Source organism: Paenibacillus camelliae (assembly GCF_023715345.1).
GTDB classification, from domain to species: Bacteria; Bacillota; Bacilli; order Paenibacillales; family Paenibacillaceae; genus Pristimantibacillus; species Pristimantibacillus camelliae.
This window is the reverse complement of sequence record NZ_JAMBNY010000011.1, coordinates 139,781-162,540: the sequence shown is the minus strand read 5'-3', so window position 1 is coordinate 162,540 and position 22,760 is coordinate 139,781. Positions and strand designations below refer to the sequence as shown.

Below are 22,760 nucleotides of genomic sequence, written 5' to 3'. Positions count from 1 at the left end.
TTCCCAATTAGTAAGACCCCTTGAAGACGACGAGGTTGATAGGCTGGGGGTGGAAGTGCAGCAATGCATGGAGCTGACCAGTACTAATCGGTCGAGGGCTTATCCTACAGACTTTGAATACGGAGCGCAAGCGAAGGTTCACAAGTCACATCGGAAGCATATGCTTCTGCTTGATTACTTTGGAGATTCACAACTTTCATATCCAGTTTTGAAGGTACAACCTTCAATATTGTTTGCTTATAGCGAACAATGTGAGCGACTGTATCGTTCCCTGATAGCTCAGTTGGTAGAGCACTCGACTGTTAATCGAGTTGTCACAGGTTCGAGTCCTGTTCGGGGAGCCATTGCTCTCATAGCTCAGTCGGTAGAGTGCATCCATGGTAAGGATGAGGTCACCGGTTCGATCCCGGTTGAGAGCTCCATTTACAACATGGTTGGACAAGACGTACAAATGAATATGGCCCGTTGGTCAAGGGGTTAAGACACCTCCCTTTCACGGAGGTAACAGGGGTTCGAATCCCCTACGGGTCACCAAATTGGAGGATTAGCTCAGCTGGGAGAGCATCTGCCTTACAAGCAGAGGGTCGGCGGTTCGATCCCGTCATCCTCCACCATTATAATGGGGATTAGCCAAGCGGTAAGGCAACGGACTTTGACTCCGTCATTCCAAGGTTCGAATCCTTGATCCCCAGCCATTTTCTCTTATGAGAGCCATTAGCTCAGTTGGTAGAGCACCTGACTTTTAATCAGGGTGTCGAAGGTTCGAGTCCTTCATGGCTCACCAGTTTTATACAATGTGCGCGTGTGGCGGAATTGGCAGACGCACTAGACTTAGGATCTAGCGGGCGACCGTGGGGGTTCAAGTCCCTCCACGCGCACCATATACGAATTGGACACCACCAGTTAATCTGGTGGTTTTTTTGTATTTCTATGTTTTTATTTATTAGAGCACCTGCTAATTTTGATTAATAAGATGAAATTAGCTTATACTATAATAGTTGTTACCAGGAGTGTAGAGTGTACATACAATTTCACGTTAAACAACACTGCTTAATAGGGCTAACAGGGGCTAATTAAGCTCCTTACGTAATTAATCGGAGTATTATAAAAGAAGGAGTGAAGATGATGATCGTCGTTACCAATCGTATCAAAACCAAAAAGGGGTTTGCTGAGAAAATGGCACCTCGCTTTACAGCACCAAGTCCTATGCACAAGCTAGAAGGCTTTCACAAAGTAGAGGTACTGATCGTTAATCATGAGGATCATGACATTATGGATGTGAATATGTACCGGGATACTTATGAAAGCTTCGAAGCATGGAGAAATAGTGATATGTTCCATCAGGCACATGCTAACCAAGGTCCCCCTTCCGGTGAAAGTCCAATTTTGGGCAGCGAGATTATTACAGCTAAGGTAGCTGCAACGACAAGTTTGCCTGAATAGCAATCAAAGATGGCATATCATAGCAATAGATCAAGCCTTCTGCTACATGCTTCATGCAGCAGAAGGCTTGAACATATTGCACATTATTAAGCATGTTAGTGTAGAAATTTTACAGTGGAAAATAGTTGACTTTTCTTTTTCAATCCTGTATTCTATAAAGGTACTCAATTTTTGGGTGTGCGCGTGTGGCGGAATTGGCAGACGCACTAGACTTAGGATCTAGCGGGCGACCGTGGGGGTTCAAGTCCCTCCACGCGCACCATTAACCCTTAAAGGACAAGTTCATATGAGTATACAATGTGCGCGTGTGGCGGAATTGGCAGACGCACTAGACTTAGGATCTAGCGGGCGACCGTGGGGGTTCAAGTCCCTCCACGCGCACCATTTAACTCCTTAAAGGACAAGTTCATATGAGTATACACAATGTGCGCGTGTGGCGGAATTGGCAGACGCACTAGACTTAGGATCTAGCGGGCGACCGTGGGGGTTCAAGTCCCTCCACGCGCACCATATACGAATTGGACACCACCAGTTGATCTGGTGGTTTTTTTGTTGTGTGGAAGGGATATCGTAACGAGCTATGAATACTTGATCCGAGCTAAGGCGTCGATGGGGGAGTGAAGTTTTAATCGTCGTGCTGCACTAAATCTCAATTAATCCTTCCTTTAGCGCATAATTAATGGCTTTTAATCGCTCTCTAACACCGAATTTAGAGTAGATATTACAGATATGATTTTGCACCGTATTGATGCTTAGACATAGTAAATCAGAAATTTCACTGTTATTGTGACCCTTCATCATGAGATTTAATATTTCATGCTCTCGATGCGTTATCTTTTTTCGGGTATGATCGAATCTATTGGATAGGCTTTTTGAGATAAAAAGCCTAGGGTTACAGGTTGGTGAGCACCATTCCTTATTTCTGCTCACATGGGTTATTGCATCCATAAGCTGCTCCTCAGTGCAATTATTAAGAATATAACCTTTGATTCCGATTTGGAACAGCTCACTAATTTCGGTGTCGATGGTTTTATTGTCTCCAATTAATAAAATCGGAATGTTTATTTTCTTGGAGATCAAACGTTCATGCAGCTCGACAGCTGTCATATCGTTAAGCTGCTGATCGAGTATGAGCAATCTAATGGTTGATTCCTTACATGCTGTAATGATCTCCTCACCACTTGCATATTCACCGATAATTGAATAGCTAGGCATACTGCTAATAGCCTTTTCAATGCCAATTTTCCACAGAAAGTTTTTCGGAACTCCAATTAGAATGTTGATTCTAACATTATCCATTATGGTCTCTCTCCAATCCTATCACATATGCTCTATAACTGAAGATAATTGCAACCGAATGGTTTCTTCTTGATTTACACCTGCAATGCCAAGTGCGATTTTACTGCTAATTTTGTGTCGTAGACCAGGTAGGAATCTCGTTGAGAACATGCCAAACATTTTTCCGGCATGAAGAAGTTTGTTGGGAGTAAACACGACTGAAGACATGAAGTTTGATCTTGAGAGGATATCCTCGTTTATAGGCTTGCGGACTTGCTCGTACAATGCAAGAGCCTCGTCAATGGCCAGCTGACCGTGCAAGCTTTTGGCAAGCAGTTTACTTAAGACGTCCGCGTCTTGAATGGCCATATTCATCCCTTGTCCGGAAGATGCATGAGTGAGATGAGCTGCATCACCGATCAGGGCAGCTTGCTTCGCATAGTATTGATCAGCGTGCATGCGTACCATTTTGTAGACGTGCTCACCCTCGCGATGGAAGATGCTAATTTCTTTTAACATAGGCACACGTCTTGCTAATTGCTGCAGTAGCTCGTTATCACTGTATTTTCGCCACTCTGAAGCCTTTCCAGATGGGACAACGACTGTAATTCTCATTTGCTGATCGGGTAATGGGATTAATACAACAGCACCGTCTCGATGCAGATGAACCTGTGTTCTTAGGTCACCCTGAAACGAAGCAGGTCGAGGCATATGAAGCACGACAAGCTCATGATTATACACCATTCGATCTGCCTTAATGCTAAGCTCCTTACGAAGTAGCGATTGCCCTCCATCTGCTGCGACGACAATTTTAGCATGGCAGGTGGTTAGCTCCTTGCCCGTCTTAATAACCACACCGGATACGTTGCCTTGATCATTGTAGAGCATACGCTCTACAGAGCTTCCTCGCATAATCTGAATATGCTCGTAGCTGTTTGCCCAATCAAGCAGGCCTTGCTCAATCTCACGATGGGGAATGTTCATAATGTAATTATATTTACTTGAAGACAGTGGCTTGAGGTCAATTTTCATAAGCTCCTTGAACACCCCGTGATGAAGCTCGATGCCATAGGATTTGATATGAGGGATTTGTTGAAATTGCTGTAGCACACCCCACTGCTCAAGAATCTCTAGCGTTCTTGGCTGCAGTCCATCTCCGCGATTCATACTGCCAGGATCCTTACGGCGGTCAACGACAAGAACCTTGAAATTATATTTAGCTAATGCACATGCTAGTGCAGCGCCTGCAACAGCACCACCGACGATAATAATATCTGTTTCCAAATCCATATAATCTACTCCTTCCGAATAATAAAGCTTAGGTAGTTATCTTTCGGATGATATTGTTCGCTACAGGAGGTAAAAACTTAATCATTTGCCCAAGCATTTTATTTTGACGGCCAATGACAACCTCTGTACGTTTATTTTTTATCGCTACTACCATTTCTTCTGCTACCTTGTTAATGTCCAGGGAGCCTGATTTACCATACCAGTGCGGAAGCCGATCCTGAAGATGTGAGCTTAGATTGGTATTCATATGACCTGGTGAAACGAGCGTGACAACTACACCCTGAGGGGCAACCTCTCTTTGCAAACCTCGAGCAAAGTTAGATATCGCTGCTTTCGTCGCACCATAAGGAACCATTTGTGGGAATGCGGCCTCGGCCATAATTGATGAGATTAGCACGATCTGCCCCGATTTTCGTTTAAGCATATGAGGTAGCAAATAGCGAGAGCAACGAATAATGCCTACGACGTTGGTCTGGAACATTGCATCAACCTCACTAAGATCAAGCTGATCCACACGATCGATATACTGCACCGCAGAACCTAAAATAGCGATATCAATATGACCAAATCGCTCAGTAGTCTCCGCAATTAACTGCTGAACCGCTTCCTCTGAGCATATGTCACAAGGATGCACATAGCATGATCCTCCACTTACTTCGATTTGCCTCCTTAAGGATTCAAGCGCACTTGATGATCGGGAGGAGATGATGACATTCGCACCTTCCCTCGCGAACTGTAACGATACAGCCCGCCCGATACCGCTTGAAGCCCCAACAATGAGAACATTTTTGTTTTTCATAAACTGGTCTCCTTTCAATTACTCGATTTACTCAATATTCCTTCTAACAAAATTTTACTTACCATCTGAAGAGACTCTGCATACGAAATATTGTGCTCATCCATAAAGCTTTCCTTCGTAAAGGCTTCAATCGTTACTAGAAAGAAGTGAACGAGTAGCTTAGGCTCTACGTCAATAATGAACCCTCTTTCTTTGGCTGCTCGAAACAACGCTTCATAGCGTTCAATTCTTAGCTTCCGCTGCTCTAATACTTTGCTCCACAGATGAGGAAATGTCCGTTGAATCTCTACAACCTGCTGACGAGTAAAGAACATAAGATGCTTCGCTACGATCTCTGGTAAACGAGTGATTTTTTCAATAATGCCAATGGATTGATCCGTCATGATCGGAAGCACCTCAGCATCAATCGTAGTAAAGACGTCATCGATACAAGCAGATATAATTTCTTCTTTACTTGTGAAAAATTTGTAAATCGTTTTTTTACTGATCGAGAGCTCTGAGGCGACTTGATCGAGTAATACTTTACTGAATCCTTGCTCCATACCAAGCTGAAAATACTTTTTCATAATTTTATCTTTAAGTTGCATAGCTTCTTGATTGATTTCGTCCAATATGTTCGCTCCTTAAATGTACTGCTGGTAGGATCAATGGAAACTGAAATTTAATTTTTAGTTTCCGAGATCACTATAGCAATAACACCAATATTTGTCAACACTTTAACTTTGAGGAAAATTCTCTTGCAAAATTCCGCGTAAATAATGAGAAGTGACATAGCTGCTTAAGCTTTCTACTTCGATGAGATCCATACGCTGCAGGAACAAAGACGATACAACAATGCCATTAAGCACGCACATTAAGCCTTGTACCTGTAATTCTAAGGGCTCAGTACGGGAATGTCGCTGTGATAATGATCGAAAAACCTTTCTTATGAGCACACGGAAACGAATAGCGGATTCAACTGGAATATGCTCATGGGTGTTGCCTGCTGGCCTAACTAGAAATGCAATACGATAAGCGTATGGATCACTAATCGCAAATTTTATAAATGCCTTTGTCAATAATTGCAGCTTCGAAACAGTATCTAGCTTGGGGTCTGACACAATCGGGTCAATGTGACTAACGATTTGACCAAAGCTATACTCCATGAGTTCGATTAGTAGATCGTAGCTAGGGAGATCATTATACTTTTGCAGCTCGGAATTATGTTGGCATATCTCTTGAAAACGCTCGTCCCACTGCTCATATGGTAGCTGGGAAAATATCTCTAATAAATGTTGTCTTAATGCTTCGCTTAACTCCACAAATTTCAACTCCTTTTGACAAATGTTGTGACTCGTCCTTCTTCTCATATACGACATTCCCACAATACAAGTTGTAGCTAATTTGGTAAATAGTAGTTTTGCATGAATTCCACTGAAAAAATAGTGTTTGACTACTAGATGTTTAGAGGTTTAAAGCTATTAACTTGAATGAGAAAACTGTATATCATTAGGTATGTAGCACCATAAATACAAATTTATGGAATTGTGATATGGAGGCTCGTTCAATTATGCAGATATGTTTTATGTTTCCGGGGCAGGGATCGCAGAGACTGGGTATGGGGAAAGAGATCTATGAAAATTTTCCTGCTATTCGACAAAATTATTTCGAAGCTGCAGATGAGTTGCTAGGATACAAGCTAAGTGAGCTTTGTTTTTCCGGTGATGAGCAGCAGCTTAAGCAGACGCAGTATGCACAACCAGCTATCTATACCGTGTCTATGGCATTGCATGCTTTGCTTGAAGAGCATGAAGTAAGCAGCTCAGCGGTAATCGGTCATAGCTTAGGGGAGTTTTCCGCAGTTGCTGCGGCAAAGGGCTTTAGCTTCCTGGAAGGTCTTGAAATTGTAGCTGAACGAGGACGGCTTATGCAGCATGCTCAGAAAATGCATGCTGGGAGTATGGCAGCCATTATGGGGCTAGATGCTGAAAAGCTGGAAGCTATCTGTGCATCGCTGCGTGAGCGCGGAGTAATTATGATTGCGAACTATAATGGTCCTTCACAGCTAGTGATTTCAGGTGAGGATGAACTGGTACATGAAGCGATGCGTGCATCTGAAGCGGAAGGTGCGGAGCGAGTTGTAAAGCTACCGGTTAGTGGAGCATTTCACAGTCCACTTATCGAAGGCATCGTTCCAGCATTGAGAAGTAAAATTGAACAGATATCTATACAGCCACTGCAAGTACCATTAATTAGCAGCGTAAGCGAAGCATTCGAGACAGATGGAGATAGAGTAGCGGAGCTTCTGGTAGCTCAAGCGACTGCGCCAGTAAAGTGGCAGCAGGTTGTCGCTAAAGTAGTAGAAGCAATGGACGATGTCCAGTTTGTAGAAGTTGGACCAGGACGCGTATTAAGTGGACTTGTTAAGCACCTAGATCACTCCATTCAGGCTGTCAATATCGATAGCTACAAAAAGCTTGAGTCGTGGCTTAATAAGACGAAGGCAATATCGACATAGACTGGCTGGCAGAAGTGGAAAAGGTAGTACGCGTAACTTACATATTATGTAGCCCACATAGGTCAACGTACAGAACGAATGATAGCTAGCGCATTGTACAGTCAACATACATAGCTGACGACATGGATGGGCAACAATGAGACACATTAGCGCTGCACATCATACTGGTGCATGACGCTGAACATAGCACTGCGCATGACGATGAACATCACACGCGCGTGACGCTCTATTCGAAGGGAGGTGTAGGGAAGTGAATTTGACAGATAAAGTGATGCTTGTTACGGGTGGGTCTCGCGGGATTGGTCGAGCAATAAGTATAGCAGCTGCAAGTCGAGGTGCAACGGTAGTCATTAACTATAACCGCAACCAAGCTCAAGCGGAGGAAGTTTGTAAGCTCATTAAGGCACAAGGAGGTACCGCATCCATCTATAGAGCTGATGTAAGTGACATGCAGCAGGTAAAGGAAATGATGACGTTTATTTTAGATACATATGGAAAGCTCGACATCGTCGTTAACAACGCAGGAATCGCTTATGATCGATTAGTATTCCAGATGGAGCCTGAAGATTGGCAGAAGGTGATGAATGTTAATTTTGGTGGAGTGTTCAATTGCTCGAAGGCTGCACTGGAGCCAATGATGCTTCAGCGAAGCGGGGTTATCGTCAATGTATCCTCTGCAATGAGTGAAGGCGGCTGGGTCGGACAATCGAATTACGCATGCTCGAAGGCTGCAATTAACGCATTTACTCGTACTGCCGCTGTTGAGCTCGCGCGCTTCAATATTAGAGTATGCGCTGTATTGCCAGGCTTCTCTGAGACCGAAATGGTGGAAGGCTTGCTGAAGGAAGAAAAGCGCTATCTCCCTCAAATACCGCAAAAGCGGTTTGGTAAGCCCGAGGAGGTAGCACAAGCCGTGCTGTTTTTAGCATCGGATGATGCAAGTCACATCACGGGAAGTACACTTGCTGTGGATGGCGGTGCACTATGCACCGTTGGAATTGGTAGACCATTATAAAAACAATTGGAGGAATGAACATGGAACGCAATGAAATTTTTGAGGTTGTTCAGCAAGCATTAGTTGATGCAATTGGTGTAGACGAGGATGAAGTAGTAGGTGAAGCAACGTTGCTTGGGGATTTGGGTGCTGAATCGCTAGATCTGCTCGATGTACTCTTCCGTATTGAGCGTAAGCTAGGCTTCAAGGTAACGATCAACGACATTACGCTAATGATTACAGGTGGAATTCCAGACGAGGAGTTCGGGACAGAGGAAGGCTATCTCTCTGATGTTGGCTTAGCACAGCTTAAAAAAAGCTTGCCTCAAATTGATGTAGACAGCTTGCGCAAGTTTGAAGCGGAACGAGTGCTTACGCTGTTCACGGTAGACAATCTGGTTAGCCTTGTTGAGATCAGAAAAGGAGAAATGGCTTCTGTTACTCACTAAACTTGATATCCGTACCGGAGTGGACCTGCAAAGCGTTGCCATTATGGAGAAAAAAATACTATCCAATCAGCTAAGAATGGATAGTATTTTTACATTAAGGGAGCTTGCCTATGCGGAAGGGAAACGAAGGAAGGCTGAGTATTTATCGGCTAGGTTTGCGGCGAAGGAGGCTTTCCTTAAAGCGATTGGAACGGGCATGGGCAAAGGGATAGAGCTGAATGAGATCGGGATTAGAAACGAGGCTTTATCTGGTAAGCCCAACCTAGAGCTGCTAGGCAATGCGCTTCAGTTCGTCAACAAGCTGGGTGTAGTTTCGATGGATGTATCGCTTAGCCATTCCGATGAATATGCGATCGCTCAAGTCGTACTGCTGCTTGATCAAGAACGAAAGTGAGGTGTTCGTTATGAGATTTTATATGGTTGACCGGATAAAGGATTGGAATGCAGGTGAATCGATTACAGCAAGTAAATTGTTGAATTACCAGGATTGCTACATGAAGGATGCGATTACGGGTGAGCATTATTTTCCGGAGCCTTTAATGGTGGAGGCACTATGTCAGGCAGGTGCTTGGCTTATTATGCTGACGACAAATTTTAAGCAGCGAGCCGTGCTTCTGTCAGCAGAATCGATCACCTTCCATAAGCGTGTCATCCCTGGAGATGAGCTTGTGCTATACGGGCATGTAGATTCGCTGCATGAAAATGCGGCGGTTTTTTCTGGGCATGGTGCTGTAAATGATGAAGTGGTAATGAAGATGAACTATATGATGTGTTCTCTAGTTTCGACTGCTGAGCTGGAGGATGTAGAGCGTACAAAGCGTACGTTTCATGAGCTGTCATCGGGGGAGGGGCAATGAAGAAAAGAGTTGTTGTTACTGGATTAGGCTGCGTAACACCACTAGGTCTCAATACAGAACAGACATGGCGTAATATGCTAGCTGGAAAGTCGGGAACGGACACGATTACATTGTTTGATGCTTCAAGTATGGATACGCGAATTGCTGCTGAGGTTAAAGATTTTGAACTGCACCCAACACTACCGGTAAAGCTGACTAAGCTTCTTTCTCGATCCTCTGGCTTTGGGCTTAATGCTTTTTTGGAGGCTATCCAAGATGCGAAGCTTTCAGCGGGCGATGCACCGAATCCGGATATCGGGATTGCTATGGGCTGCGGGTTAATTTACCCAGATCTAAAGCAGTTTCAAGAAACGTTCATTCGTTACTTTAAGGATGATGAAGAGACAGCAGAGGGCTTCTTCGGTCCGCTCGATATTTTGAAGCGAAGCAGTGTTACGGGAGCGTCGTTAATGGCGCAATGGCTTCGTGCTGCTGGACCGATGTATACGATCAATACTGCATGCGCATCGAGTGCACATTCAATTGGTACCGCTTTTCGTGCTATCCAAGCAGGTGAGGCTTCGATTATGGTCGCTGGTGGATACGACTCGATGATTAATTACATAGACGTGCTTGGCTTCAGCTTGCTAGGTGCTTTATCTACACGTAACGATGATCCTGCACATGCTTCCCGCCCTTTCGACAAGGAACGAGATGGCTTTGTTATCGGCGAAGGCGCAACGATGATTGTGCTGGAGGAGCTAGAGCATGCCTTAGCTAGAAATGCGCACATTTATGCCGAGCTTGTAGGTTTTTCGAGCACGATGAATGCTTATCGGATTACAGATTCTCCACCTGATGGTGGGGAGTGTATTACGGTTATGCGCCAAGCGATGGCTGAAGCGGGGCTTGAGCCAAACGAGGTGGATTACATATCGGTTCACGGCACGAGCACACCGTACAACGATTATAGTGAAACGATGGCGATTCGAGCTGCATTAGGCGAGGCTGCTGAGGAAGTTGCTGTAAGCTCCGTCAAATCGATGATCGGTCATCTGACGAATGCATCAGGCGGTATTAATTTTATTAGTGCAGTGCTTGCGATGCGTGATGGGATGTTGCCGCCTACCATTAATTACGAGACGCCAGATATAAAGCTGACGCTGGATTGTGTTCCTAATGCTTCACGCCAAGCAAGCGTCGAGACGGCTTTAGTTAATGCATTTGCATTTGGCGGGACTAATGTTTGCTTGGCTGTTAAATCATTCGAGGGAGAGCGTAATGATGTCAATTAACGTTATTGATCGAGTAGTGGAATGGTTACCAGGCGAGAAAGCAGAAGCTTATCAGCATATTACGATGAGCCATATTATTTTTGATACGCATTTTCCGCTAAAGCCGGTATGGCCTGGGATGCTGTCGATTATGGCGATGCAGCGTTTAGCTGAAGGAGTACTGGCCAGTCAGGACGATTATGCTACAGCTTATTGTATGACGGAGCTTAGCAATGTGAAGTGGCGTTCCTATGTAAAGCCGGGTGATCGGATGATGGTGAAGGTAGAGCTGACTGGGAAGGAACCTGAGCTTATGCAGTTTAAGGGAAAGATTCAGGTAGCGGGAAAAACGGTCGTAACCGTTGGGAGAATGAGCTTCAGTGCTGCTAAGGCGACAGCTGAAATCCAGCAGCAAATGAGCGCTTATTGGCAACAAAGAGGTGTAAAGCAGGTGGTTGTTGTATGAGACGTGTCGTTGTAACTGGGTTAGGATTGATCTCCCCACTGGGCTCAAGTAATGAGGAGGTTTGGCATTCGATTTTGCGAGGAGATAGTGCGGTGCAAAAGCTGTCACATCTTCGAGCAGATAAATTCAATACGCAGTATGGCTATCCGATTATCTCCTATAATCCAAAGGCGTATATCAAATCAGTGAAAAAGCTGCGAATGATGTCTCGTGGAGACTCGATGTGTTATTCCGCCTCGATGCTGGCGATGGAGGATGCTGGGCTGCCTAAAGGCTTCGTATCGGGCCAGCGCTTTGGTTTGTACGTTGGTGGAAGTAAAGAAGTGGATACACCGCCAGAGGATATGGTTGAAGCGATTATGGAGCCGAGTGTTGAGACGATTAGTGATTTCGTTATGAAGGTTAGAGATCATGTACATCCGCTGTTTTTCGTTAAAGGCTTGCCTGCCTCCTCGATGTTTTATATATCGGAGGAGCTTGATTTAAGAGGGCCTAATTGCTATTACATGGGAACCGCGAATGCCAGTGCCGTTGCGATCGGCAACGCAGCGCGGGCTGTAGCTATGGGCGAGGCAGATGCTGCGCTCGCAGGAGGCTTTTCCGATCCATTAACGTGGTGGAATTACTTGAAGGTTGATGGAATGGGCGTGCTGAACAGGGAAGAGGGAGAAGATCGGCGTTATTATCGTCCGTTCGATAGACAGCGCAAAGGTGCCTTGCTAGGAGAAGGCTCAACGATGCTCGTTGTTGAGGAGCTTGAGCATGCATTAGCGCGCGGCGCGAAGGTGTATGGGGAGATCGTTGGCTATGGCAACGGAATGGATTGCGACAATATCGTTAAGCCATCGGATGAAGGAATTGGACTGCAGACAGCGATGAAAAAGGCACTGCGTCATAGCAATCTTTCACCAGCTGAGATCAAGTATGTATGTGCGCACGGCAGCGGCACAAAAAGTGGAGATGAATCAGAAGCACGAGCAATCGCCTCGATATTTGCTGCCCAGACAACCGCGGTCAGCTCGATCAAGCCGACGGTTGGTCATCAATTTTCCAATGCAGGGGCATTCAATGCCTATGCCTCGTTAATGGCCATTCAATCAGGCGTGCTGCCTCATACGCTTCATCTATCGCAAGCTGATCCATCGTGGAAGGTTGATTTTATCGCTGAGCAGCCTAGGGAAGTCTCGGTAACTGCAGTTATGTCGCTCGCACGGGGATTGAATGGAGAAAATACGGCGCTTATATTTAAGGCGCTCGCATAATTGGGAGGAGTAGCAGTGAGTAATCAAAAGCAAAAGGTTGTTGTGACAGGGATCGGAGCAATTACAGCGCTAGGCACCAATGCAGAAGAGCTATGGCATGCTGTCCTTCAAGGTACTCATGGCATACATAAGGTGGAATCTATTGCGATGGATGGCTATATGGCTAATATCGCAGGCGAGGTGAAGCAGCCGCTTGAAGAGCTTGAGGCTGCACAGAATCTTCATGCCACGGATCGCGCGGTATCCTTTGCATTACGAGCAGCAGAAGAGGCGCTTCAATCTGCAAAGCTTCAGCAGCTTCCAGAGGATGCGGGCTGCGTCATTGGAACATGCCTTGGAGGAGCAAAGAGCTGGGAGCGTTGGATCAAGCAAAGGCAAGCAGGCGAACAGGCGGAAGCCGAATTATGGCAGCAGGTTCGCTTTAACGGAATTGCGGAAACGGTCAGCTCCCATGCTGGAATCCATGGACCTGTCGTTACGATATCGACCGCTTGTGCAGCAGGTGGTAATGCGATCGGTCATGCAGCTGACCTTATTCGAAGCGGGAAAGCGTCCGTTGTACTAGCCGGTGGAGCAGATGCGCTCTCGATCCTTGCGGTATCTGGCTTCCATTCTCTGCAATCCCTGTCCACTGAGCCCTGCAAGCCATACTCTGGAGACCGTGATGGGCTATCACTAGGAGAAGGAGCGGGAATATTGGTGCTAGAAAGTGAGCAGCATGCCGCAGCACGGCAGGCGCGTATCTACGCCGAAGTGCTTGAATTCGGTCTTTCTGCAGATGGCTACCATCCAACTGCTCCGCATCCTGAAGGCGAAGGTGCTGCACGCGCGATTTCCATGGCTCTTGAGAAAAGCGGTGTCCACCCTGAAGACGTAGACTATATTAATGGACATGGAACAGGAACTCCTAAAAACGATAGTGCAGAAACGATGGCTATTAAGCAAGCGCTCGGCGAAGTGGCAGCGAGTCGTGCAAGGGTTAGCAGCACGAAGTCGATGATTGGACATTTACTAGGCGCAGCTGGAGCCGTTGAAGGCATTGTCACTGTGCTAGCCTTACACCATCACCATATCCCTCCAACAGCAAACTACACCAAGCCAGATCCCGAGTGTGATTTGGATTATACCCCTAATGAAGCGATTCAGCAGAAGCTCATCTACGCCATATCCAACAATTTTGCTTTTGGAGGCAACAATTGCTCCGTCGTATTTCGCGCCTATGAGCCATCAGCTGATTATAAGCAGGCAAAGGAAGCTAACTCCGCTGATGCAGCAGCATCCCTCGAGCGTGAACGTGAGCGTGTTGTCATTACAGGCATTGCTCAAATTAGCGCCGCTGGCACGAAGCCATCCTCCTTATGGGATGCGATAACGAGTGCGGAAACGGATGCAGCACAGAGTCTATGGACAGAGATGCTCGATGCTGATCAAAACCGCACGTATGTGAGCAAGCTAACCGATTATAATTCCACAGATTATATTTCTCGAAAAGACGCAAGAAGAATGGATACGCTCGGAAAGCTAACGGTTTCCGTTGCAATGGATGCACTGAAGGATAGTGAGCTAGAGCTGACGGATTATAATTCCAATCAGGTTGGCGTCGTATTCGGTACGGCTAACGGAACGATGGAAAGCTTAGAGCAATTTTATTTTCCAGTGCTGAACGAAGGAGCGCCAGCTGCCAATCCAGCACATTTTCCGAATACTGTCTTCAATCAAGCTGCCGGTCAAGTAGCGATGCACACTCAGGCTAGAGGTGTTTCCTCTACTGTAGTGGATGGTCATGCGTCCTTCTCCTCAGCGCTTTGTATGGCTTATGAGCATATTCAAAGCAGAGATGCTGAGGCGATCGTCGCAATTGCTGCCGATGTGCTTACCCCATACGTCATTAGTGGCTACAAGGACGCAGGGTTGATAAGCTCGCATCCCGCTGAAGCAGCGGACTTTAACTCAGCCGATCAGTCAGGCTTTGTGCTCGGAGAAGGGGCAGTAGCCGTTGTAGTCGAGTCACTTACCCATGCACTAGCTCGTCATGCGACGATTTATGCTGAGGTTTCAGGATATGGGAGAACGTTCGAGCCTTCTCAAGTGAATCACAAGGGGGCAGTCACTCAAGCTATGTTGGCGAATCGTACGGAGACTGTTGCTCAGGCTGTATCGCTAGGTGACACGGAGCGTGGAGCACAACTTAGTTCAACAGGGCGCGGAGAAGCTGTATCGCTCGCAGAGCCTACGTATGATACAGCTGTTGCCGAGCTGGCTCGTCGCGGCGGTTTAGAGCGAGCAATGCAGAAAGCGTTGCAAAGTGTGCACGGTGAATCGATTGTGCCGGATGCAATTTTTATGGCACAGCCAGCTATGGATGCTGCTGCTTCAGCAGAGCGCCAGGCGATTGCTCGCTTATACTCGGATGCGCCGCTGCTTGCTTCCTGCAAGCATGTCATCGGTGAGGTACAAGGAGCGGCTAATGGCTTTCAACTGATTGCTGCCCTGTTATCGATGCAGCAAGGCTGCTTGCCACAAGTACGCGAGCATGCTACGACGCTAGCCAAGGATGTTTCATTGGAACATATTCTTGTCAATGGTGCTTCCTTAACAGGATCGTATACAAGCATTTTACTTAGCAAATATGAATAAAGGTGGGAATGGTGAATGAGTTTCGTCAATATTTTAAGTATTGCTTCCTATATGCCAGGTGAATCTATATCCAATGATAGACTAGCAAGTTTAATTGGGGAGCTGGATGAAGAATTAATGGCTCAGGTTGATGTGCAGGATCGCTATTGGACCATTAATGCAGAGACAGGTGAGCCTTCTGAGTCGAACAGTGATATTTCAGCAAAGTCAGCAAGGCTTGCCTTAGAGAAGGCAGGCGTATCGGCAGAGGATGTTGATCTTATCGTTATGTCGACCTGCAGCCCAGATTATCCGTTGCCAGCTACAGTAACCCAGGTGCAGGATAACTTAGGACTTAGAACTGCAGCGACAATCGAGGTTCGTTCTGGCTGCTGCGGTGCTGTTCAAGCGCTGGATATCGCGAAGCTGTATCTTAGCACAGGGCAATACCGCACGGCACTCGTCATCGGTACAGAGGTGATCTCACCGCTGCTCTACCAGATGTACGGACATAAGGATAAGGATGATCTGCGTTTACGGGATAAGCTGTGCATTTATTCGTTCGGTGACGGCTCCGCGGCAATGGTGCTGCAGGCGAGTGAGCAGGCGAACGGACATTTGATCGGCAAAAGTGCGTTTGCGTGTGCAGGCGGTGGGAAGAAGCCGGGCATGATCGTGCCGATTGGCGGAACAGCCATTCCGATTACCCATGAAGCGTTAGATAAAGGACTTTTTTCATTAAAGGTGGACTTTACAGGCTCTGCCAAATATACAGCAGATATTTTACATGAGGGCTTCCATGAAACATTGAGCAAAGCGGGCGTAACAGCCAAGGACATTCAAGGCTGTATTATTCCTGAAGGCAACACAGGTTACCTGCGCGATGACCTGCAGCGCTCAGGGAAGCTAAGCGAGGAATGGCTAGAGATCGAGAATCGTGTATATGACAACCTAAAATACGTTGGCAATACCGGCTCTCCCGCTGTTCTGCTTGCATTCGAGCATGCTGTGCGTACAGGCAAGGTTAATCAAGGAGACAACGTCATGTTCTTAGCTATCGAAACGAGTAAGTGGCTTTTCGCAGGCACGGTGTTTCAATGGAAGGGAGTTTAGTATGACGTCCTATGATGCGATCGTCGTTGGTTCTGGCCTAGGAGGTTTGACGACAGCGGCAATACTGGCGGAAGCGGGTAAAAGGGTGTTAGTGCTGGAGCAGCATTATATCGTAGGCGGATGTGCTAGCTCCTTTCGCAGAAAGGGCTTCATCTTCGATGCGGCTGTACATTTGATTGGGGGATGCGAGCCAGGGGGTGAGCTGCAGCGCATATTCGAGCGGCTTGGTGTAGAGCAGCATATCTCCTTCATTCCAGTTGATCCAATGTTCACGGTACAAATCGAGGATGCGCGTTATGATATTCCAGCTAATCTAGATGACATGGCAGAACGTCTAGGCAGCTGGTTCCCTGAGGACAAAGCGGCTGTTGAAGCGGTAATCTCCGAGATAAAACAGCTAGGAGGTTATATGCTGAATGACGGCTCCTATGGCAGCAATCAGGCGCTCAATGAGAGACTGCTGGACATTAACCGTCAATCGTTCGCACAGTATCTAGCCGATCGATTCCAAAACCCAAGAACAGCATTTTTGCTAAGCTCATTATGTCCTTATGCAGGGATATCGCCTGCACAGCTATCTACTACCTATATGATGAGCACGATGGTTTCGTATCATGGCGGAGCCTTCTATATTAAAGGCAGCTCACAGAAAATCGCCGATACGTTGAAGTTGGCCATAGAATCACGTGGCGGCAAGGTGCAGATTCGGCGCCGAGTAGAGCGCATACTGATGGAGCAGGAACGGGTTCATGGGGTCATTGATCATAAAGGCAATGAATATTACGCTCCATTAATTATATCGAATGCAGATATGAAGCAGACATTCACGCATTTGCTGGATGAATCAGACTTGCCAGCAGCCTATCATCGAAGAATAAATTCACTTAAGCCTTCCTACTCTAGCGTCGTATTGTATGCGGCGATGCATAAGGATCATTGGCTGGAGCAGCTGCCGCATGAGCTGTTTTGGTTCCCGAATGACGGCATGGAAGATTCCTTGCGCTTGTATGATCCAACGAGGAACGACGAGCATCCTTGGCTGTCGATATGCAGTCCGACGCATACCGATGCTCAGCTAGCTCCCGAGGGCTACGGGATTGTTTCAGTGATGGCACTCTGTGAAGCAGAGCATATGGAACAGATTCGTGAGGAATATGGAAAGTCCTATATTGAGGAACAATTTATCGCTCTCATTGATTCGATTATGCCGGGCTTTAAGGAACGAATCCATTTCTTCGAGCTTGCGACACCTCGTACGATTGAACGCTATACGTTGAACCAAGCAGGCTCGATATATGGCTGGAGGAAAGGCCATAGTCAACGATGGGGATCGAATATGGGACCGAGAACGCCGGTTTCTGGCTTGTATCTTGCTGGACATTGGACCCGCAATGTACATGGTGTTTATGGTGTGATGAAGTCTGGCAGGATGACGGCGGATACGATTGTTAAGGTATAGATGAAGTGACTATATAGACTTACTTATCTAAATGGTTAAGGGCAAGAAAAAACGTGCGACTCTCTGCATAGATCTAGGAGGCTGTATGAATAAGTGGCGCAATGGCAAGATTATGACAATTTCATGTTTAGGTTTATTCATGGCTATGCTGGATACGTTGATTGTTGGAGTAGCATTACCACAGATTGAGCTATTGCTGCAGACAGATATGGTGCATTTGGAGTGGGTAATGAATGCCTATACCCTTATGTTTGCCGTTGGGATGATCCCATTTAGTCTGCTTGCAGAAAGGTATGGCAGAAGGAATGGCTTTGTACTCGGTCTCGCTTTATTTACTGCGGGCTCACTTCTTGCAGGTCTTAGTCAATCCATTCTCCTCTTAATTGTAGCAAGAGGCATTCAAGGCATCGGGGCGGCTGCCATTCTGCCGATTAGCTTAACGCTAATTTATACCGCCTTCCCAGAAGAAAAGCGTGCGCTCGCTGTTGGGATTTGGTCTGGAATATCCGGACTTGGGCTGACGATTGGTCCGCTAATTGGCGGCATCATCCTCGACTATTTCACGTGGGAGATGATCTTTCTCGTTAATGTTCCTGTCGGCATCATTACCGTGCTGCTATGCTTCTTCTGGATCGAGGAATCGTACGGAATTAAGAAACGTTTCGATATCGTTGGTCTAGTTCTGCTTACTTCTGGCTTGTTCGGCATTGTATATGCACTGATCACAGGCAATCTATTAACGTGGAGTCATCTCTCGATTATGATTGGTGCAATTGGCGGCGCAATCTTGCTCATTGCTTTTCTAATATGGGAGTCTCGCTGCTCGTATTCGTTAATCACATTAAAGCTGTTCCGTTATCCATCGTTTTCGGTAACGAATTTCGTAGGGTTTTGGATGAGTGCAGGCATATTCGGCTCGATATTCGTTCTGACCTTGTTCTTGCAGCAGGTGCAAGGGTACAGTCCGCTGGAAGCGGGTGTGCGTGAAATGCTGTGGACGACGATGACGATGATCGCTGCGCCTTTGGCAGGAGTGTTTATGAACAAATATCGTGTCCGCTCTATATTAATGGTAGGCTTGCTGCTACAGGTTATTGCGCTATGCAGCTTTGGTCTTGTCATTAACCAACTTGGACCGATCTTTTCATTTGGTTATTTAGCTCCAGGTATGATCGGTGCTGGCATCGGGATGGGGCTATGCTTTACTGGCATTCAACATGGTGTGCTTGAGGGTATTCCCGATGCCTATACAGGCGAAGGCTCCGGTGTGAGTAATGCGATACGGGAGCTTGGCGGTGTATTTGGCATTGCGATAGCGGGTGTTGTGTTTCATCGCAATGGACTTGTTACGAGTGGGCATGCCTTTGCTGAAGCGCTTGTGCCTACCGTATATGTGTGTGCGGGCATGATCGGACTGGCAAGTATTTCACTGCTATATCTCTATGTAAAGCCTTTGCCTAAGAAAGCTATTCATCACATAAGTGGGCAGTAGAAAACTACTACATGCTCCACTACTATATTGCGGGTTAGATTAGTAGTGCACTGCGATTTACAGTTTATTGAAATCATACAATAATTAAACATGAAAAGCTGCACCATGAAGCAATGAAAGAATGTAACACTAGCTTCTGCTGTAGCTTTTCTTATGAGGTCATAGCGATTAGATTAGATCATAGGAGGAGAGAAATTGATTGAGTTTATACTGAGAAATCGTAAGGTTACTCTATTGTTTTTTATTATGGCAACCTTAATCGGAAGCTTAAGCTTCTTTACGATGCCCAAAAGAGAAAATCCAGAGGTATCGTTAACCGTAGCCGTAATTCAAACGATATTCCCCGGTGCATCTCCTGAAAAAGTAGAGCAGTATGTAACAACCCCGCTCGAAAACAGCATTAAAGATATCTCTCAAATTATTCGTGTTGATTCAACCTCTTCATTAAATGTGTCAACAATTATTGTAGAGGTTGAGCCTGGTACGGATGAAGATAACCGCAAGGTATGGGATGTATTGCGGCAGAAAATCCAATTAGCAGAAAATGATTTGCCAGAGGAAGCTTACAAGCCCGTCTTGCTTGATAATCTAAACAATATTGCCCAGCAAATTTATCAGTTTGCGGTGGAGTCTCCTGAACAGCTGGAGGAATTAAGAGCAGTTGCGGAGCAATGGAAGTTTGAATTAAGTCAGCTGTCTGGTGTTAGTAATGTTGAAATTGTAGGGCTGCCTGAGGAAGAGGTAGCGATCTATCTAGATACAGAAAAAATGAATGAGCTCGGTCTACCTTGGGGTGCAGTTGTACAGGCAATCTCAAATGCGTACCAGCGCGTGCCGCTCGGTGGCATTCAGGAGGCAGAGCAATACTCTTATCTGAAGCTTAGCGGTGAATGGGAATCTATTGATGACATTAATCAAGTCGTCGTTTTTCAAAATGAACAAGCAACGATCCGGATTGAGGATATTGCTAATGTTGAAAAAGCTGCTGTAAATGATAATGCCTTCGTGCAGTACAACGATCTGTACGCGCTCACGTTAGTTGTCAATTCAGGTAGTGGTGTCGATGTTTATGCGCTGCAGGAGGATATTGATGGCGTAGTTGCTTCATTAGAGAAGGAGCTGCCAGCATACGTGCAGCTAGTATCTGAATTCTCACAGAAGGAAAGCGTCGATCATCTGTTTCTTGACCTAGGACGAGAGCTGCTTATCGGTATGATTATCGTTATTATTATATGCTCCTTCGGCCTTTCCTTCATTACATCGATCATTGTTGCGTTAGCGATACCGGTCTCTGCTGCGATTGGTTTTATACCCATTGAGAGCTTCGGTGTTGATCTTAATCAGATCTCGATCGTAGCGTTAATTATTGTGCTCGGGATACTTGTCGATGACGCAGTCGTAGTGAACGATAGTATTCAGCGCAGACTATCGCTGGGCGATTCACCGATGCAGGCATCTATTAAAGGAAGTAAGGATGTAGCGATCTCGATTACGACAGCTACTTTAGCAACGATAGCTTCCTTTGTCCCTTTATATTTTATGACGGGCAACGTCGGTAACTTTATTCATCCATTGCCTGTTGTTATTACGCTGACGATGCTGGCTTCCTTGCTTGTATCGATTACGGTCATCCCAATTTTTCGATTGTGGATTAGTGAAAGAGCCGTTCGTAAAGGTAAGCAGCACCGAATTAATAACGTAACACCTGGCTTATTAGGTAAGCCAATTCACAAATTAAGCCTATTCTATGAAAAGCAAATTGTACGCTTTATTAAGCGACCGGTATTAACTGCTATCGTCGCGCTCGTCGTGGGCAGCAGTAGTCTCGCACTATTTCCGTTACTCGGCATGCAATTTTTCCCGAAAGCAGAGCGAGAGGTGATGCTAATCGACTTCAGATTGCCGATCGGGAGCTCGATTGAGACGACGCGTCAGGTTATGAATGATGCCTCCGCTTGGTTACGCGAGCAAGAGGGAGTTAGCTCGGTTACTGCTTACACCGGTCGAGCAACACCGAAGTTCTACTATTCAGAGACAGGCAGCTATGGCGAAACGGTTGGGCAGTTGTTTGTAAAGATTGATATGGAGCAGATAAAAACAAAGGATATGCTGCAGCCTTGGCGTGTCGGCCTACAGGAGAAATTCCCTGGAGTTGATATCGTTGCAAGAGAGCTGGAGCAGGGGCCTCCAGTCGGGGCACCAGTTGCCGTTAGCATTAAAGGTGACGATCTTGATGTATTGAAGGAGCTATCCTCCAAGGTGAAGGGTTATCTAGCGGAGATCGATGGTGCGATTAACATCTCTGATGATATGGGCTCGAATATGCCGATTGTTGAATTCAATATGGATCAACAACGATTGCAGCAAGAAGGAATTGCAGAGAAGGATGTGTCGACTACGCTTCGCTTAATAAGTGAAGGGATAAAGGTAGCTGATCTATCCGACAATAACCAGCTGCTAGATGTGAAGGTGAGAGTTCTTCACGATAAAGGCAGCGATATCAGTGATGCCTTCAATCAGCTAGCCGTTCCTGCAAGAGGAGGAGAGCTTGTTAAGCTGGATGAGGTTGTGACGCTAGAGCGTGATGAGCAGGTGCACTCCATCCTTCATAAGGATTCACGAAGAGTTGTAACGATTCAAAGCTATAATGAAGGCAAATTGCCGAGTGAAATTACAGATGAATTGAATGAAAAGCTAAAGCAGCTTGAGCTACCAGATAACTATAGTGTATTAGTTGGCGGGGAGAACGAGCAGCGGGATGATGCATTCAACTCCATTACTAAGCTATGGATTGTCGTCGTATTGCTGATCTATATTTTAATGGTGATGCAGTTTAAATCGTTGCTGCTCCCTGTCATTATACTGATGTCTGTCTATCTTGCTTTCGGTGGAGCATTAATTGGATTATTCTTAACGAATTCACCACTAGGCTTTATGGCGTTTATGGGCGTTGTCAGCTTAACAGGTATCGTTGTCCGCAATGGTATCATTCTTATTGAATTTATTGAGCAGGAACGCCATGCTGGCAAGTCATTGTATGAGGCTGTAGCGAATGCGGGTAAGGTTAGACTGCGTCCAATTCTTATTACAACGTTTACAGCTGTCGGCGCATTAACGCCGATGGCGATTGATGGAAGCTCATTGTTTAAGCCGATGGCAGTAGCGATTATATCCGGCCTGTTATACTCTACATTGCTTACGCTTATCGTTGTGCCTGTCATGTATGTCATTGTGGCAAGAAGGCAGGAGAAGTCTGCTAGCAAGCTTCAGCAGCATACCGCTGAGCATTCATCGCTATAAGGGCTGAAGTATATCTACTTCATAGGAAGAATAGAATAACAACAGAAGCGATGAAATGCTAAAAACGTGGATATGCTTTTGCTTCGAACCTTGGAGTAAAAGCATATTCGCTTTGCTTGTATTCGCTCTAACAAGTCATTTATAAGAAATCATAAATTTTTTTGAAAAAATACTTGCAATCTGTTTTCGTTA

General features: G+C 46.0%; 19 protein-coding genes, 10 tRNA genes and 1 rRNA gene. 25 read left to right on the top strand and 5 right to left on the bottom strand.

Features of this window, described 5'->3' with window-relative positions; translation table 11 throughout:
- The 12 genes from M3180_RS16775 to M3180_RS16720 all read left to right on the top strand — a co-directional run.
- A 23S ribosomal RNA gene (locus M3180_RS16775) occupies positions 1–107 on the top strand; the annotation flags it as partial.
- 161 nt (positions 108–268) lie between these two features.
- A tRNA-Asn gene (locus M3180_RS16770) sits at positions 269–344 on the top strand.
- 2 nt (positions 345–346) lie between these two features.
- Positions 347–422, top strand: a tRNA-Thr gene (locus M3180_RS16765).
- Positions 423–459: 37 nt separating this feature from the next.
- Positions 460–534: transfer RNA gene (locus tag M3180_RS16760), tRNA-Glu, on the top strand.
- A gap of 4 nt (positions 535–538) precedes the next feature.
- A tRNA-Val gene (locus tag M3180_RS16755) sits at positions 539–614 on the top strand.
- A gap of 6 nt (positions 615–620) precedes the next feature.
- Positions 621–695, top strand: a tRNA-Gln gene (locus tag M3180_RS16750).
- A gap of 13 nt (positions 696–708) precedes the next feature.
- Positions 709–784 (top strand) — tRNA-Lys (locus tag M3180_RS16745).
- 14 nt (positions 785–798) lie between these two features.
- Positions 799–881 (top strand) — tRNA-Leu (locus M3180_RS16740).
- Positions 882–1,122: 241 nt separating this feature from the next.
- A complete protein-coding gene (locus M3180_RS16735) occupies positions 1,123–1,443 on the top strand; it encodes a heme oxygenase (RefSeq protein ID WP_432806951.1) in 321 nt (106 codons plus the stop codon).
- A 179-nt stretch (positions 1,444–1,622) separates the two neighbouring features.
- Positions 1,623–1,705 (top strand) — tRNA-Leu (locus tag M3180_RS16730).
- A gap of 39 nt (positions 1,706–1,744) precedes the next feature.
- A tRNA-Leu gene (locus M3180_RS16725) sits at positions 1,745–1,827 on the top strand.
- Positions 1,828–1,870: 43 nt separating this feature from the next.
- Positions 1,871–1,953 (top strand) — tRNA-Leu (locus M3180_RS16720).
- A gap of 132 nt (positions 1,954–2,085) precedes the next feature.
- Here the strand turns inward: M3180_RS16720 and M3180_RS16715 are convergent.
- From M3180_RS16715 to M3180_RS16695, 5 genes are all read right to left on the bottom strand, one after another.
- Positions 2,086–2,742: a LuxR C-terminal-related transcriptional regulator gene (locus M3180_RS16715; RefSeq protein WP_251669606.1), complete on the bottom strand. Its 657-nt coding sequence runs from the start codon at positions 2,740–2,742 to the stop codon at positions 2,086–2,088.
- 21 nt (positions 2,743–2,763) lie between these two features.
- Positions 2,764–4,011: an FAD-dependent oxidoreductase gene (locus M3180_RS16710; protein WP_251669604.1), complete on the bottom strand. Its 1,248-nt coding sequence runs from the start codon at positions 4,009–4,011 to the stop codon at positions 2,764–2,766.
- 28 nt (positions 4,012–4,039) lie between these two features.
- Positions 4,040–4,810 (bottom strand): SDR family NAD(P)-dependent oxidoreductase, encoded by a 771-nt coding sequence (locus M3180_RS16705; RefSeq protein WP_251669602.1) that lies wholly within the window; start codon positions 4,808–4,810, stop codon positions 4,040–4,042.
- Between the two features lie 14 nt (positions 4,811–4,824).
- The gene (locus tag M3180_RS16700; protein WP_251669600.1) at positions 4,825–5,421 is read right to left on the bottom strand and encodes a TetR/AcrR family transcriptional regulator; all 597 of its coding nucleotides are present in this window, start codon (positions 5,419–5,421) and stop codon (positions 4,825–4,827) included.
- A gap of 105 nt (positions 5,422–5,526) precedes the next feature.
- Positions 5,527–6,111, bottom strand: a complete 585-nt coding sequence (locus M3180_RS16695; protein ID WP_251669598.1) for a hypothetical protein — start codon at positions 6,109–6,111, stop codon at positions 5,527–5,529.
- A 248-nt stretch (positions 6,112–6,359) separates the two neighbouring features.
- Here M3180_RS16695 and fabD point away from each other — a divergent pair, with 248 nt between their 5' ends.
- The 13 genes from fabD (at position 6,360) to M3180_RS16630 (ending at position 22,568) form a co-directional block, all read left to right on the top strand.
- The gene (fabD, locus tag M3180_RS16690) at positions 6,360–7,307 is read left to right on the top strand and encodes an ACP S-malonyltransferase (protein ID WP_251669596.1); all 948 of its coding nucleotides are present in this window, start codon (positions 6,360–6,362) and stop codon (positions 7,305–7,307) included.
- A 250-nt stretch (positions 7,308–7,557) separates the two neighbouring features.
- Complete coding sequence (locus M3180_RS16685) at positions 7,558–8,322, top strand: SDR family NAD(P)-dependent oxidoreductase (RefSeq protein ID WP_251669594.1); 765 nt, start codon at positions 7,558–7,560, stop codon at positions 8,320–8,322.
- A 20-nt stretch (positions 8,323–8,342) separates the two neighbouring features.
- The gene (locus tag M3180_RS16680; protein WP_251669591.1) at positions 8,343–8,750 is read left to right on the top strand and encodes an acyl carrier protein; all 408 of its coding nucleotides are present in this window, start codon (positions 8,343–8,345) and stop codon (positions 8,748–8,750) included.
- A gap of 19 nt (positions 8,751–8,769) precedes the next feature.
- A complete protein-coding gene (gene acpS, locus M3180_RS16675) occupies positions 8,770–9,144 on the top strand; it encodes a holo-ACP synthase (RefSeq protein ID WP_340838707.1) in 375 nt (124 codons plus the stop codon).
- Positions 9,145–9,154: 10 nt separating this feature from the next.
- Complete coding sequence (locus tag M3180_RS16670; RefSeq protein ID WP_251669586.1) at positions 9,155–9,607, top strand: hotdog family protein; 453 nt, start codon at positions 9,155–9,157, stop codon at positions 9,605–9,607.
- Positions 9,604–10,881 carry a beta-ketoacyl-[acyl-carrier-protein] synthase family protein gene (locus tag M3180_RS16665; RefSeq protein WP_251669584.1) on the top strand — a complete coding sequence of 426 codons (1,278 nt, stop codon included), beginning with the start codon at positions 9,604–9,606 and terminating at the stop codon, positions 10,879–10,881. Before M3180_RS16670 ends, M3180_RS16665 begins: the two co-directional genes overlap by 4 nt.
- Positions 10,868–11,326 carry an ApeI family dehydratase gene (locus M3180_RS16660; protein WP_251669582.1) on the top strand — a complete coding sequence of 153 codons (459 nt, stop codon included), beginning with the start codon at positions 10,868–10,870 and terminating at the stop codon, positions 11,324–11,326. The genes M3180_RS16665 and M3180_RS16660 overlap by 14 nt, the downstream gene beginning before the upstream one ends.
- A complete protein-coding gene (locus M3180_RS16655; protein ID WP_251669580.1) occupies positions 11,323–12,588 on the top strand; it encodes a beta-ketoacyl-[acyl-carrier-protein] synthase family protein in 1,266 nt (421 codons plus the stop codon). Before M3180_RS16660 ends, M3180_RS16655 begins: the two co-directional genes overlap by 4 nt.
- A 15-nt stretch (positions 12,589–12,603) precedes the next feature.
- Positions 12,604–15,225: a beta-ketoacyl-ACP synthase II gene (locus M3180_RS16650; RefSeq protein ID WP_251669578.1), complete on the top strand. Its 2,622-nt coding sequence runs from the start codon at positions 12,604–12,606 to the stop codon at positions 15,223–15,225.
- A 15-nt stretch (positions 15,226–15,240) separates the two neighbouring features.
- Positions 15,241–16,317 carry a 3-oxoacyl-ACP synthase III family protein gene (locus tag M3180_RS16645; RefSeq protein ID WP_251669577.1) on the top strand — a complete coding sequence of 359 codons (1,077 nt, stop codon included), beginning with the start codon at positions 15,241–15,243 and terminating at the stop codon, positions 16,315–16,317.
- Position 16,318: 1 nt separating this feature from the next.
- Entirely contained in the window at positions 16,319–17,776 is a 1,458-nt protein-coding gene (locus M3180_RS16640) for a phytoene desaturase family protein (protein ID WP_251669576.1), read from the top strand.
- 85 nt (positions 17,777–17,861) lie between these two features.
- Positions 17,862–19,268: a DHA2 family efflux MFS transporter permease subunit gene (locus M3180_RS16635; RefSeq protein WP_251669575.1), complete on the top strand. Its 1,407-nt coding sequence runs from the start codon at positions 17,862–17,864 to the stop codon at positions 19,266–19,268.
- 195 nt (positions 19,269–19,463) lie between these two features.
- Positions 19,464–22,568 (top strand): efflux RND transporter permease subunit, encoded by a 3,105-nt coding sequence (locus tag M3180_RS16630; RefSeq protein ID WP_251669574.1) that lies wholly within the window; start codon positions 19,464–19,466, stop codon positions 22,566–22,568.
- Positions 22,569–22,760: the final 192 nt, after the last annotated feature.